This is a genomic window from Rhizobium sp. ERR 942 (assembly GCF_007828395.1).
In the GTDB taxonomy this organism is placed as follows: domain Bacteria; phylum Pseudomonadota; class Alphaproteobacteria; order Rhizobiales; family Rhizobiaceae; genus Rhizobium; species Rhizobium dioscoreae.
Genome location: NZ_VIUA01000021.1, coordinates 1 through 13029, shown reverse-complemented (window position 1 = coordinate 13029; position 13029 = coordinate 1). Strand labels below are relative to the sequence as shown.

Annotated in this window: 17 protein-coding genes; 10 read left to right on the top strand and 7 right to left on the bottom strand. The window is 56.4% G+C overall.

Annotation, left to right across the window (positions count from 1 at the left end):
• Nucleotides 1-209: 209 nt before the first annotated feature.
• The gene (locus FBZ97_RS33995) at nucleotides 210-1319 is read right to left on the bottom strand and encodes a PAS domain S-box protein (protein WP_145324642.1); all 1110 of its coding nucleotides are present in this window, start codon (nucleotides 1317-1319) and stop codon (nucleotides 210-212) included.
• 131 nt (nucleotides 1320-1450) lie between these two features.
• The gene (locus FBZ97_RS33990) at nucleotides 1451-1693 is read right to left on the bottom strand and encodes a hypothetical protein (protein WP_145324640.1); all 243 of its coding nucleotides are present in this window, start codon (nucleotides 1691-1693) and stop codon (nucleotides 1451-1453) included.
• Between the two features lie 35 nt (nucleotides 1694-1728).
• Here FBZ97_RS33990 and FBZ97_RS33985 point away from each other — a divergent pair, with 35 nt between their 5' ends.
• Both FBZ97_RS33985 and FBZ97_RS33980 read left to right on the top strand, forming a co-directional pair.
• The gene (locus FBZ97_RS33985) at nucleotides 1729-2445 is read left to right on the top strand and encodes a Crp/Fnr family transcriptional regulator (RefSeq protein WP_113388657.1); all 717 of its coding nucleotides are present in this window, start codon (nucleotides 1729-1731) and stop codon (nucleotides 2443-2445) included.
• 57 nt (nucleotides 2446-2502) lie between these two features.
• Nucleotides 2503-2745, top strand: coding sequence for a hypothetical protein (locus FBZ97_RS33980; protein ID WP_113353119.1), 243 nt, complete (start codon nucleotides 2503-2505; stop codon nucleotides 2743-2745).
• Nucleotides 2746-2752: 7 nt separating this feature from the next.
• Here FBZ97_RS33980 and FBZ97_RS33975 read toward each other — a convergent pair whose 3' ends face one another.
• A complete protein-coding gene (locus tag FBZ97_RS33975) occupies nucleotides 2753-3445 on the bottom strand; it encodes a Crp/Fnr family transcriptional regulator (protein ID WP_246661950.1) in 693 nt (230 codons plus the stop codon).
• Nucleotides 3446-3999: 554 nt separating this feature from the next.
• On the opposite strand from FBZ97_RS33975, the gene FBZ97_RS33970 reads away from it, so the two are divergent.
• From FBZ97_RS33970 to FBZ97_RS35000, 3 genes are all read left to right on the top strand, one after another.
• Nucleotides 4000-4398 carry a DUF1236 domain-containing protein gene (locus FBZ97_RS33970; RefSeq protein ID WP_113353122.1) on the top strand — a complete coding sequence of 133 codons (399 nt, stop codon included), beginning with the start codon at nucleotides 4000-4002 and terminating at the stop codon, nucleotides 4396-4398.
• A gap of 610 nt (nucleotides 4399-5008) precedes the next feature.
• On the top strand, nucleotides 5009-5425 hold the full coding sequence (locus tag FBZ97_RS33965; protein WP_145324636.1) for a DUF305 domain-containing protein: 417 nt from the start codon (nucleotides 5009-5011) through the stop codon (nucleotides 5423-5425).
• A gap of 11 nt (nucleotides 5426-5436) precedes the next feature.
• Nucleotides 5437-5769 (top strand): four-helix bundle copper-binding protein, encoded by a 333-nt coding sequence (locus FBZ97_RS35000; RefSeq protein ID WP_145324634.1) that lies wholly within the window; start codon nucleotides 5437-5439, stop codon nucleotides 5767-5769.
• 375 nt (nucleotides 5770-6144) lie between these two features.
• Here FBZ97_RS35000 and FBZ97_RS33955 read toward each other — a convergent pair whose 3' ends face one another.
• From FBZ97_RS33955 to FBZ97_RS33945, 3 genes are all read right to left on the bottom strand, one after another.
• The gene (locus tag FBZ97_RS33955; RefSeq protein WP_113396558.1) at nucleotides 6145-6921 is read right to left on the bottom strand and encodes a molybdopterin-dependent oxidoreductase; all 777 of its coding nucleotides are present in this window, start codon (nucleotides 6919-6921) and stop codon (nucleotides 6145-6147) included.
• Nucleotides 6918-7784 carry a cytochrome b/b6 domain-containing protein gene (locus FBZ97_RS33950; RefSeq protein ID WP_145324632.1) on the bottom strand — a complete coding sequence of 289 codons (867 nt, stop codon included), beginning with the start codon at nucleotides 7782-7784 and terminating at the stop codon, nucleotides 6918-6920. Before FBZ97_RS33950 ends, FBZ97_RS33955 begins: the two co-directional genes overlap by 4 nt.
• A 128-nt stretch (nucleotides 7785-7912) precedes the next feature.
• Nucleotides 7913-8500, bottom strand: coding sequence for a hypothetical protein (locus FBZ97_RS33945; RefSeq protein ID WP_233790026.1), 588 nt, complete (start codon nucleotides 8498-8500; stop codon nucleotides 7913-7915).
• A 284-nt stretch (nucleotides 8501-8784) separates the two neighbouring features.
• Here FBZ97_RS33945 and FBZ97_RS33940 point away from each other — a divergent pair, with 284 nt between their 5' ends.
• The 3 genes from FBZ97_RS33940 (at nucleotide 8785) to FBZ97_RS33930 (ending at nucleotide 11120) form a co-directional block, all read left to right on the top strand.
• Nucleotides 8785-9342, top strand: coding sequence for a sigma-70 family RNA polymerase sigma factor (locus FBZ97_RS33940; protein ID WP_113421052.1), 558 nt, complete (start codon nucleotides 8785-8787; stop codon nucleotides 9340-9342).
• Nucleotides 9329-9970, top strand: a complete 642-nt coding sequence (locus FBZ97_RS33935) for a DUF1109 domain-containing protein (protein ID WP_113353129.1) — start codon at nucleotides 9329-9331, stop codon at nucleotides 9968-9970. Before FBZ97_RS33940 ends, FBZ97_RS33935 begins: the two co-directional genes overlap by 14 nt.
• A gap of 169 nt (nucleotides 9971-10139) precedes the next feature.
• Nucleotides 10140-11120 (top strand): SDR family oxidoreductase, encoded by a 981-nt coding sequence (locus FBZ97_RS33930; protein WP_113353130.1) that lies wholly within the window; start codon nucleotides 10140-10142, stop codon nucleotides 11118-11120.
• Nucleotides 11121-11382: 262 nt separating this feature from the next.
• Here FBZ97_RS33930 and FBZ97_RS33925 read toward each other — a convergent pair whose 3' ends face one another.
• Nucleotides 11383-12096: an SDR family oxidoreductase gene (locus tag FBZ97_RS33925; protein ID WP_113353131.1), complete on the bottom strand. Its 714-nt coding sequence runs from the start codon at nucleotides 12094-12096 to the stop codon at nucleotides 11383-11385.
• A gap of 177 nt (nucleotides 12097-12273) precedes the next feature.
• Between FBZ97_RS33925 and FBZ97_RS33920 the strand changes: the two genes are divergently transcribed.
• Together FBZ97_RS33920 and FBZ97_RS33915 are read left to right on the top strand one after the other, a co-directional pair.
• The gene (locus FBZ97_RS33920) at nucleotides 12274-12639 is read left to right on the top strand and encodes a helix-turn-helix domain-containing protein (protein ID WP_113388687.1); all 366 of its coding nucleotides are present in this window, start codon (nucleotides 12274-12276) and stop codon (nucleotides 12637-12639) included.
• Between the two features lie 278 nt (nucleotides 12640-12917).
• Nucleotides 12918-13029 (top strand): helix-turn-helix domain-containing protein (locus FBZ97_RS33915; RefSeq protein WP_145324630.1); only part of this gene is annotated, 112 nt, incomplete at its 3' end.

Below are 13029 nucleotides of genomic sequence, written 5' to 3'. Positions count from 1 at the left end.
CGATACGACAAGTTGCTCGCCAATTTCAGAGGCTTCGTCATCATCGCTGCCATAATCATTGGCTGCGATAGTTAAATCGTCACTACTGCCTAGAGCAATTACAGGAAAAGTGTGTAGCGGTCTTTCGCCCGCAATTGCGTGAAAAGATAGGGCGGTTCAGGGATTCCGCGAAAAGCTGAACCGCTCTAGGAAGCTGATCAACGGGCGGTTCAAGCCTCTTCCGGCGGTCTCGTTCGGGGAAGAACATCGGCTGGAATTCGCAGTGTAATCTTCAATCCCGCCGGATCCCAATCACGACTGATTGCACCTTGGAGGGATGCAATCGTCGCGCGCTCGAGCTGGGAGCCGAAGCCGCCCGGCCCCTCGGGTTGGTTGACCGATGGACCACCTATTTCAGTCCAGGTCAAAACAAAATCCGGATCGTACCGCACTTCGATCTCAATACGGCCCGCCGGCGCGGAGAGCGCGCCGTATTTCACTGCATTCGTTGAGAATTCGTGGAGCAGAAGCGCGAGCGATGTCAGCGTCGTTCCGCAGACTGGCACATCCTGGCCGCGAATGGAGGCCCGTTCGATGTCGGCGCCTTGGTGGGCGGCGAAAAGGGCTTTAACGAGTGTAAATAGCGACGTCTCGCGAAACTGAACGGCGGTGAGGCCGATGTCTGGCAGCGTCAGTTCATAGGCGATCGCCAAGGTACTTACCCTTGCACGGATGTCGCTCGTTAGTTCCTTGACGGTTGTTGCCGTGCGCTCGCTTACTCCAATGACCGCACTCATGATGGCGAAGATATTCTTGATGCGGTGGCTCATTTCCCGCAGCAACAGCATCTGGCGTTGGGCCGCATGCTTGCGTTCGGAAATGTCGCGCGCGATTTTTGATGCACCGACAATGGCGCCGCTGCTGTCGCGAACGGGCGAAACCGTCAGGGAGATGTCGAGCGGACTTCCATCCTTGTGGCGACGGACGGTCTCATAGTGCTCTATTCGCTTTCCCTCGCGGATGCTGGCGAGAATCGTGTCTTCTTCATGCCGGCGATCTTCCGGGATGATGATGGTGATATGCTGTCCGACCGCCTCTTCTGCGCTGAAGCCGAAAAGCCGTTCGGCGCCGCTGTTCCAACTGGTAATGAAGCCATCAAGGGATTTGCTGACGATCGCGTCATCCGAACTTTCGACGATGGCTGCAAGCAGAGCTTGAGCTGAGGGAGTATCGCCGCCGCCCCGTGGAGTCGCAACAGCGGAGGGTATCGATATGGATATTCTTGGTGCTCTATAAGGGGTATCTGTTGACGGCGTGGACCGATCAGTCTTCCCAGGCATCTCCACCTCCCATTTTTCGGCAGAAAAGGTCACATGCCGTTGCCGATGCTCCTGTGGCGCCTATGTAGAAGTCATGCCAGCGAGATTTTATCTCGCAGATGATATTTGTGCTCCGCATTCCTGAGCCGATATCATTTAAGTAAAGCCTTCAGCTCTTCAGCCGAAGGGCGCTGCCGCATTTCAGGGACGGTAATAGCTACTGGCTTATAGGCGTCATCCAACGAGCGACCGCGTAGTGTAAAATAGGCCAAATTGCGAGCTTTGCCACAAAATCCGCTCTTCTGTCTGCTAGCGTACATTCCTTGTGACGCAGCTCCAAGAAGAGTAGCTTCTTTCATGTTGCCCGGCTGCAGCTCAGACGGCAAGGCGTGCATGCCATGCTCTTGCCTAACCAGGAGGAAGCGCTGTCATGCCAGCCCCCCACCAGTCCAATATGCAAAACAAACTGCTCTCCGTTCTTCCGTCGGCGGATTATGAACAGATTGCGCAAGAGCTTGAATATGTGGCGCTTCCGCGCGGCACGCTCATCGGAAAAGCCGGCCAGTCGATCGACTATGTTTATTTTCTGACATCCGGCATCGGATCAATCGTCGCCGTGACACCGGAAGGCCGCCGCGCCGAGGCGGGCGTGTTCGGCTTTGATGGCTATGTGCCGACATCGGCCGTTGCTGGCACCGAATTTAATGCTCATGATGTTATTGTGCAGCTCGAAGCGGAATCCTATCGGATGAACTATGGATCGTTTCGTCATTTCATGGATCGGAATCGAAATTTCAACAAACTTATAATCCGTTCCATCGAGGCCTTCGCCGTCCAATTGGCCTACACCGCTATTTCCAACGCTCTTCATGACGTGAACGAGAGATTGGCGCGATGGCTGCTGATGTGCCACGACCGAGTATCGGGCAACGAGATAGCGCTGACGCATGAATTCATATCCCTAATGCTTGCGGTGCGGCGACCAAGCGTCACCACCTCGCTGCATATTCTCGAAGGCAATCGCTTCATCACAGCGGAGCGCGGCAGCATCACCATTCGAAATCGAGCCGCTCTCGAGGAGTTTGCCCATGACGCCTACGGCAAGCCGGAAGAGGAATATCGGCGTTTGATGAAGGATCTCTTTTGATCGCGGCGGCAATGGCGCCAGTGGTGCTGGCGGTGGACAAGTGCTGAAGGAGCCTGCATGACACGCTACTTCTTTCATATTCGCCGAAATGGCGAAACCGTCCGCGATGGCGAAGGCGATGAATTTGCCACCATCGATGATGCGCGTTCGAGTGCAATAAAGGCAGTGCGGGAACTCGTCGCCGCGCGGATCAAGAATGGCCAGATGGTCCCCGATGAGCATATCGAGGTTCACGACGAGACCGGTAAGCTGCAGTTCTCGGTTTCATTTCATGCGGTCGTTCGCGACCATTTGAAATAGCGCTCCGTCAGAAATCACCGATAAGGCGACGATATTCCTCTTCCGGCTTGCCATAGGAGCCGCCAGTAAATTCTTCAAGTCCTCTTCTGTCGCGGATCGTAATGCGGCCACGCTCGGCCCTGATGAGCTTCCTTCCCTCAAGAACGTGCAGGGCCGTCGTGATGCTCGGCCTTCTGACACTCAGCATCGCGGCGATGAAGTCATGTGTTAAAGCAATCTCGTCGCCATCCACCCGGTCATGGCACATGAGCAGCCAGCGGGCGAGCCGTTCGTCTACCTGATAGTTTGCGTTGCAAAGGGCCGTATAGGAAATCTGTGTCGCAAAGGTCTGAATGAAACGCGCCAAAAGGTTGGAGAAAACCGGATTTTCCGGCAATGCTGCAAGGAGCGCATGCAGCGGCATCCGTACGCCCTGACCGTCCATTTGCATGAAGACCTCGTGGATGCTGATCGTCCCACCGACGCCGGCCGGCATTGGCAAAAAACCTTCGCGCCCCACCATGCCGGCTTCGGTGCGCTGGCCGTCAGGCGAAATGGCAACGACGGAGCTAATTCCACTTGAAAGGAAATAGACATCGTCGATCAGGCAATCGGCTCCGGCAATGTTGAAGCCGCGCTCGAGATCGATCTGCTCCAACTGCTTGCCGATGCTGCGAAATTCATCTGCGGGCAGGCGAGCGAGAAGCCGGTTCGTTGTCATTAAACGTTCTAGGTCGAGCATGGCTCTCGCGAAAGATCGAGCATGGGAATTGGGTCCTCGCCGGCCTGCCCTTAGCTTTGTGGGCGGATCATGATTCTATAGCACCCTGATGTTGGGGATGATTTTGCGTACGCTGGCGGACGTTCGTCGTGCACCAAGTTCCATGGCTGTTTCCGAGCGAGCGTTATCTTGGCGAATGAAGCGATCGGAGGAGGGTAGACCCTTAGGTTGGAAAGGGCGACCCTAGCGAGAATGGTGAAGGATGGCGCTGGACTGAATGACGAGTACGGCTACGATCCCGACACGTTGCTTGCCTTGCGTTTCTCCCACACTCATCGGGATGCATGCGTTCGCCGCGGCCAACGTTCGTTGACAGAAGTCATCGGCAAGTATCACGTCTCGCCCGGCGCATTTTTCGCAACCCTCGCCGCTCACGAAGTTTGTCGCATGAGGTAAACTCGTGATGGCTGCAGATGGTAGCCAAAGAGGAACATTCTGATGGCTGTGCAATTTTTCTTTCAGTTCGTAAGAACTAAAATGCAAAGGAGAATGCTATGAGAACGAGACTCATCGTTTCAGCGGTTGCCGCCTTTGGCCTTCTCGCTGGTTCAGCCTTGGCGCAGTCTTCCACGGTCACTGGAGCCGCGGGCGGCGCGGCCACTGGAGCGGTTGTAGGGGGTCCTGTCGGTGCTGCAGTTGGCGGTGTTGCCGGAGCGATTGCCGGTACCGCGATCGATCCGCCGCCACAAAAAGTGATCACCTATGTTCAGGAGCAACCACTGCCTCCAACCGAGACTGTCGTGCAAGACCAGATTGTCGTCGGTCGAACTCTCCCAGAGACCGTTGCCATCACACCGGTTCCGGACAACCCGACATATGGCTACGCTGTCGTGAACCATGAACGCGTCATCGTCCAACCGAAGACGCGTAAGATTGTTCGCATCGTTGAATAATGCCGAGAGGGCCTCCGAAAGAGGCCCTTTTGGCTAAACCAGGCAAGTACATTGTCAAGTCTTGGCCGACACGGACTTGAATGTGACATGGCGCATAGCGCCCTTGTGATAAGCGGCAAACCACATCCAACTTCAGCGTTTGTGAACTCCTCCGCAGTTTGGCGATCATGGTCTCGCGCATTCCGCGGCGCAGTCGGAACATTTTTGTGGCGATATCGTTCGGCGGGGAAAAGGGAACACCCGCCATGATGCCGTTTCGAAGAATCTCGCACTGTCTCAGAATCGTCGCCATGGCCGCCGCTATCTTCTTAAATGTGGCGGCGGTGAGCCATGCATGTCCTGAAGAGACCGGTACTGGCAACATGATCGAACGGAGCGGTGCGCGTGAGGTGCAGACAAAAGGCACACCGCGGCCGTGTTGTTGTTCCGTCGCGCATTGTTGTGCGCTAGTTCCTGATTACTTTGCCGGCGGGCAACCCATCAGGGAAGCCGACAATCTCGTGGCCCGAACGATCCAGCCGAGTCCGCTCCTCCTTATCAGGGCGTTGGATCCGCCGCCTCGATCTTCGTTTGGTTGAGAGAAATCGAACCAAATCAGAAGGAGATCGACATGAATATCACCAGGAAGATTGCATTTGCAGCGGTCATCGCCATGGCAGCCTTCGCGCTGAAACCTGCCGGCGCAGCGGCGCAGATGACCTATCCGGAGACGTGTAAATCCGAGGAGATGCAGATGTCGTCGGCGGGCATGCAAATGCCTGGCGACATGACCGACTACCAGAAAGCGGCCATGGACGGAATGAAGAGCATGAATTCCAACATGATGCAGGGAATGATGAAGAAGGATGCGGACGTGTCCTTCCTTTGCGGCATGATCGCTCACCACATGGGTGCGATCAGCATGTCGCAGGTCGAACTCAAGTACGGCCATAATAAACTGGCGCGGCAAAAGGCTCGCAAGATCATTAACGATCAGACGAAGGAAATCAAACAGATGAGCGGCTTGCTCCACAGCGAAGCCAAGTAAGGAGGATGCCAATGCACCACGTTTCAGCCGAAATGAAGAGCTGCATCGAAGACTGCCTCGCGTGCTACGGCGAATGCCTGTCCACTGCGATGGGACACTGTCTCCAGGCTGGAGGAGAGCACACCAGTCCGCCGCATTTCAAGCTCATGATGGCCTGTAGCGAGATATGCCGGACGGCCGCGCATTTCATGCTGATAGGCTCTGAACATCATCGCCACGTCTGTCGTGAATGCGCGGAGATCTGCGCTCAATGCGCGGATGATTGCGAACGGATCGGTGACATGCAGGATTGCGTTAAAGCCTGCCGCCGCTGTGCGGACAGTTGCCATCGCATGGCGTCATAGAGAAGAAGGCCCTCGTACCATCTTCGCATCTGACAAGCGGGTCGACGTTGCATCTTTGCGCCGGCCCGCCGATTGAAGCGTCGCTGTGCTAGATGTGGGTCGGGCTTGCAACACCTCCATCCCATGATGCGCCTTCGTCAATTTCGCTAGAAAACGTCGATGCGATCAAGCTCTCCATTTAGTAGCGGAGTGATTTGAAATGCGAGCGGTAGCCGTTACCATTTCCGCAGCAGGATACGACATGACGGCGCAGATTATAGCGGAATGGGCAGCACAACGGTTTCGAGGTTCTCGATCCGTGGATGTATCGTCGGCCTATGTCACTGATATCGTCTACGATCGCCGTGCCTGATTATTGACGTCTGCTACGACATCTCAGATACCGGCATACCATTCGTAGCCACGATCTTCCCAGAACCCGCCGTTACCACCCCACAAATCATCAAACCGGTCACGGATTTCGATGCGCATGACGTATTTGGCGTGTTTGTAACCAAGATGACGCTCGACGCGCAGCCGCAAGGGAGCGCCGTGTTCGACTTCCAGATCCTTCCCGTTAAGAGAATAGGCGAGGATCGACTGCGGATGAAAGGCGTCGATCAGGTCAATACTCTCGTAGTAGCGACCGCTGCCATCGAGGGTTTGTTCCAGTTCATCTGCACAATAAAAGACGGCGTAACGAGCGCCTGGCTTCAAACCCGCAGTCTGCAGGATAAGCCCGAGAGGAACGCCCTGCCATTTCCCGATGGCGCTCCAGCCTTCGACACAGTCGTGGCGGGTGATCTGGGTGCGAGAAGGCAGCTTCTTTAGGTCGGCCAACGAAAATTCCATCGGCCTATTGACCATGCCATCGATCTTGAGCCGCCACTCGGCAAATTGAGTTTCGACCATCTGGATATATTCGGCGCTGTTTGGCTGAATTGATCCATTCGGATGAAAGCTCGGTGAAATATCTGCGTCGGTATATTCTCGAGCAAGCGTCTGCGGCGAAACTATGAGCCGCTGTGTGCCCATGGTCAGCCGTTCAGCCAGAGCGAGCACCTTCTGAACGTGCTGGTTCTGAGAAATGTCATCGCATCCCGTCAGGCCCACGGCGCCCAGACTGGCGGCCGAGCCAATGAGAAAACGGCGCCGGGTGAAGATGGAGCTCATCGGTCGGCCTCCTCGTTGATGATAGCGTAGCGGCCGGTCACCATCGAACGCATGTTGTTCCAAAGCCCGGAGAGAATGACCATCGCGATATGCACGACGACGAAGGCCACCAGGCTCCAGGCGGTGATGAAATGAATGGAGCGGGCCGATTGGCGACCACCCAAAATGTCGAGCAGGAAGGGGTAACCGGCGTCTATCGCCGGTGACATGGTCAATCCTGAACCGATCATCAGCGGCAGCAGGATGAAGATTACGATGAGATAGGTCAGCTTTTGCAACGCATTATAGTGCCGCGCCTTTTCCCCCTGCGGGAAGCGCAATCGGGCATGATCCTTGATTTCATGCCAGATGTTCCCGGGCTTGATGTCTTGAATCGTCGGCGCCAGATCGCGGCGGAAATGACCGCCGATGAGGCTGTAGGTCATGTAAACGAGCCCATTGATGACAAACAGCCAGGCGAAGAAGAAATGCCAGCGTCGGCCAGCCGCAAGATCCTGGTAGCTCGGTATGGTTGCCCAGGCCGGAAATGCGCGCGGCATCATTTCGCCGTCGGCCGTGGAGGCACCGAGTATGCCGGTTGTGGTGATCGAGAGACGGCCGATGCGCACTATTCCGGTGATGTTGTCGCCATCCTGATTGCTGGCGATTTCGAACCATGACGGATCTTCAACAGCTCCGTAGTTTCCCCAATGTAATTGTGGATCGGCATTGAAGATCTGCATGCCACTCATCAGCAGCAAGGTCAAACACAGCACATTGATCCAGTGCGTTATCCGCGTAAGAGCCGAATGACGGCGAATGAAGATCTTGGCCGGGGGCGGGGGCGGGGGCGGCGCTGTGCCGATCTGCTCGATGCTTGTCATGGGTAATTCTCCTGACGTGCCGCCAAAAGGCGGTGTCCGAAATCATATGCTGCAACGCTATCGCCGCTCATTGAGCTGCCCGGATGCGATCGGCAACCGGGCAGCCCCGTGGTGGCGGCATCGATGCGTCACATTGGCGGGATGACGCCGTTTATGCCGACCACGACACGGTCGGATTCAACCGTATTGTCTCCATCGGTTGTGCCGTTAATGATGACTCCTGCGCCGGGCTTGATGTCGTCCTTCGTCGCCTTGCCGAAGGTGACGACCGGCGTGCCCGGCGGGATCGAGATCTTTTTCTCGCCGCCCTTATAGGTGAGCGACAGGGTGGGGCCGTTGACAGAGGTGACGGCGCTGGCAACCGTCGCATTGGTCATCGAGCTCTTCGGCTTCAGATCCCAGCCGTAATCGCCCTCGCCGGTGCCTTTCATCGCGGCCGGGAAGATCAGTACCTCGAGCGCCCCGTTGATGCCGCTGTCGGTCGGAACGGACGCGATGCCGACGAAATCCCCAGGCTTGATGTCTGTCACGGAGGCGTTGACGATGCCGTTAACGGCCCAGCCGGATTTCAGCTTGATCGTCACGTCCTTGCCTTCGCGCGATTTGACCATCAGCGTATCGCCGCTAAGGCTTTCCACGACGCCGCGAACGCGCGCCTTTTCGGCAGCCTGTGCGGATAGTGTGGTCGCGGCACCCAGCGCCAGCACCATACCCATGATCTTGAACTTCGTGAGCGACATTCTGCTCTCCATATCTCGCATCTTTTCGACATGATACCCATCCAGCTATCTGGAGCGGGTAGGGCGATTGCTTTGGAAATGGGGCAAGGCGGCTATGGCATCCTACCGAAGACAACCGATCGTCCCTCAATTCCGCCCCCTCATTCGGCGCTTGTGCGAATGCGTTACAGCGATCACGCCGTTGTGATCGCAAGAAGGGCGACAAAAAATCCGGTTCGGGATGTAACAAATAGCGCCGATCAACGAATGACTGCACGCGAATGACGAAATCGGTATCGGAACAGGTCCTGAAAGGCTTGATGCTTCTCTCGCTTGACGGCGATGAGGCTGCGTACAGGCGCTTGCTCGTCATTTTGCGAGATCTGCTTCTGGCATTTTATCGAAGGAGGCTTGGATCGAATGCGGATCGTGATGGCGAGGATCTGGTCCAGGAGGTGCTTTTGGCGGTGCATAGCCGGCGCATTACCTATGATCGGGAACGGCCGTTCACCGCGTGGTTTTTCCAAATCGCGAAATACAAGCTGATCGATCACTTCCGGGTAAATGGCAGCAGAAGAGGCGTAGAAATTGCTTTGGGAGACGAGATCGCCGCTGAATTTCGAGAGGAGACACTCTTTGCTCACCTCGACATCGACCGTCTTCTCGACCAATTGCCTGCCAAACAAAGGGAGCTTCTGCGGCAGGTAAAGATTGCTGGCAAAACCACTGCTGAAGCCGCGAGCGAGAGCGGCCAGTCGGAAGCAATGGTTCGCGTCAGCATTCACCGAGGGATGCGCGCGATTGGACGTAAGCTGGGTTTTGCCAATGACGAAAAATGATGAATTGATCGAGGCTCTGGTAAGCGATCTCACTCCGGTTCGCCATCATGCGCTGCGAGTGAGGCTTGCGCTTACAATCATTGTCGGCGTGATCGGCGCGGCCATCGCACTGCTGATATCGCTAAGTTTTCGCCCGCATCTGCACCACGTGACGGTGGCGGCGTTTTGGGTGAAGTTCTTATATACTGCCGTACTACTGAGCGCGACGATCGTGGCCCTTGAACGGGTTGCGCGCCCAGAGGGTTCGATTGGGAGTATGGCTCGGGTTCCGGTCGTGGCATTCGGCATCGTCGCGCTTCTGGCCATCGCTCAACTCGGGCTGTCGCCGGCTTCATCCTATCCGGGTTTGATCATCGGATATTCGGCGTCCTTTTGCCCTTTCCTGATCATAGCTTTCGGCATTCCCGCTTTCTGCGCCAACATGTGGTTTCTCAGACGAGCAGCCCCCACGCGCCCGGCACTCGCCGGCTTCGTTGCAGGCGCTTGCGCCGGGGGCGTCGGCGGCTGGGTCTACTCCTGGGCCTGCGTCGAAAACGGCATTCCATTCATCGCGATATGGTACACGCTCGGCATCTTGCTGAGCGGGCTGGCCGGAAGCCTGGTCGGCAAATTCAGTCTACGTTGGTAGGTACGTTTTGACCTGCCGAGGTGCTGCAGGCATGCTGCCGATCTGAAGCCTTTCCCAATTTTTTGATGGTGATGGTCATCATGGGGGTGATCGGCGGGAGACGATCGGGCATTTTCGCGGTATGAATGGTAGTCATTGATCCTACCAATCAGACGCTGAGGTCCTTCACATGGCTTTGAACGTGCTTTTCATTGGCGGTACCGGCCAAATCTCATATCCCTGCGTCGAGCGTGCTGTTGGCGAGGGACATCGCGTCAGTGTCTACAACCGCGGCCTGAGAGGAGACCCGTTGCCTGCTGGCGTGACTTCGATCACCGGCGAGCTCGGATCGGCTGCCTATGCTGATCTGGCCAGAGCCAACTATGACGTCATATGCCAGTTTATCGCTTTCACGCCGGATCAGATCGCGCGAGACATCGAGGTGTTTGCAGGCAATTGCGGCCAGTACATTTTCATCTCTTCGGCTTCGGTTTATGAGAAACCGGCACGCCACTATGTCATCACCGAAAAAACGCCGGCCATCAATCCCTACTGGCCCTACAGCCAGGCCAAGATCGCCTGCGAGGAGCTGCTGATGGCGTCAAAGGGGCTGGCCTGGACGATCGTTCGCCCCAGTCACACCGTGCGCACGGGCCTGCCGATCATGATGGGCGACAGCGATATAATGGCGCGGCGCATGCTGGATGGCGAGCCCACGATCGTCGCGGGTGATGGCCACACGCCGTGGACATTGACGCGCTCGGTCGATTTCGCAGTGCCTTTCGTTGGGCTTTTCGGCAAGCAGGCAGCTTTAAGCGAAATCTTCCACATCACCTCCGATCGCGCCCATTTATGGGATGATATTCAGAAGGCGATCGCCAGATTGCTGGGTGTCGAGGCGAAAATCGTCCACGTACCGACGGATACGCTGATCAAGTATAATCCGGATTGGGTAGGCCCTTTGGTCGGCGACAAGGCCTGGACCGCGATCTTCGACAATTCGAAGGTCAAGCGCGTTGCCGGTGACTTCAGCTGCGCCGAGAACCTGGAAGAGATCCTCGCCGAACCGATCATGCATTTGAAGCATCGCTTCTCCAAAAATCGTCCCCCAAAGGGTGAGCTCGACGCTCTGATCGACAGGATTTGCACAGCACAAAGCGCTCTGCGATAGGACAGGCATCTCTCGAGCGACGCTCAGCGTATTGCCGGTTGATTATCAGCTGAAAATGACCCAGCTGCACATTTTACGATCACCTGCTGCGTTCCCAACTTTTTGAAAGAATTGGTCTTTTGCTTCTGTAAGATCGGAGTGAAGTGTCAGACTGGGTCGATTCGAGGCAATATCAACACTGAGCCGAAACTCGGATTGACCGGCGGCTGGCGGCTTTGTAGATCCTGCCTTCAGGGGAAGGGCAGGCTTGGACCCCGGACAGTCAAACCTGGGTAGCTCCGCCGTCCACGCACAGTTCCGCGCCGGTCGTGAAGCTGCTTTCGCTGCTTGCGAGGAAGAGCGCCGCCGCCGCCACTTCATCAGGTCTGCCGAGACGGCCTAGCGGGATCATCCCGGTAAGTGCGGCACGAACTTCGTCTGTAGTCGCCGCCATCATGGCCGTGTCCGTAGGTCCAGGGCTAACGACGTTGACGCGGATCCCTCTGGGGGCAAGTTCGTTTGCCCAGGTGCGGGTGAACGATCGAACCGCCGCCTTGCTCGCGCTGTAGACACCGTATCCTTTCGGACCGATCGCATCGGCTATGGATCCGATCAACACGATCGAACCGTTATCAGGGATGAGTTCCAAGGCGTTCTGTGCGGCAAAGAGGAGAGAGCGAACGTTTAGGTCGAATATGCGATCGTATAGATCTTCCGAGATGCCGCCGAGCTCTGCGTATTCCGACATGCCCGCGTTCAAGACCAAGACGTCAATTCCGCCGCGTTCCTCGCGAACCCGGTCGTATAGCTGCTTCACATCGGAGGCGAGGCCGGCGTCTGCAACGACCGGGATTATCCGGCCTTGGTCAGGGGACACGAATGGCTTACGGCTGGTCGCGTAGACAATTGACCCTTCGGCCGCAAAGCGAGCCGCGATCGCGGCTCCGATACCGCTTCCACCACCAATAACCACTGAAATCTTGTCTTCGAGTCTCATCGTGAACTCCTTGCGATTGAACACGAGGAGTCAGATATAGTTCCTATATCTAGTGCGAAATACGCACCGTGTGTAAATCAGATATAGGAAAGTATATCAGTGCCAAGTTCTATCGATACGAGAACCGCAACCGCGGGGCGGACCCAAAAGTCGACAAAGAAGTTGATCGACGAGGCAATGATCGATGCAAGAAGGGCAAGGCCGGTGCTCGAGCAAGTCGCAAATAAGTGGTCGCTCCTGATCCTAAGCGTACTCTGCACGAAACCGTCCCGTTTCAACGAGATCATGCGTCGTCTCGACGGTATAACGCACAAGGCCCTCGCGGATGCGCTCAAGCGTCTCGAGAGAAACGGACTCGTTCGAAGGCATGTTTTGCCGACAGCCCCGGTGGGCGTCGAGTACTCCATCACGCCAATGGCCGAGTCTCTTCGCGAGCCCTTCGCGGCGCTCTACCAATGGGCGATGGCGAACGGCGCGGCCATGGAACAGTCTCAAGAGGAGTATGACCGCAGGACCTCGACTTCAACCGGGGAAACGTTCTGATGGGCGGCCGACGCTCTCGATACGGTCTGGCATGTTCGACGCGCATCATCTTCAGCTTGCCAGCAAGCCATCCTGGAAAGATGCAGAAGATGATCGTGGCGAGCGCGTGCGCGATCGTGCTGCTGTTCGGGCGACACTTTGCCCTTGAAGATGAAGTAGATACACGGCGCTTTAGTTCCATAATACATCTTACGTGCGAAAACGGTGTAGCGGGGTACATTCTATTTCCAAGTGCGACATGCCAATGATTTCAATGGCTTCACCTTGGAGATTTTGGCGTGTCCCGATGCTATACGCAATTGACCCTCGCCGATCGCCGGCGGCTTCACCACCTCGTCGCACGCAAGGTGCCGATCAACGAGATGGCCCGCCAACTCGGGCGCCATCGTT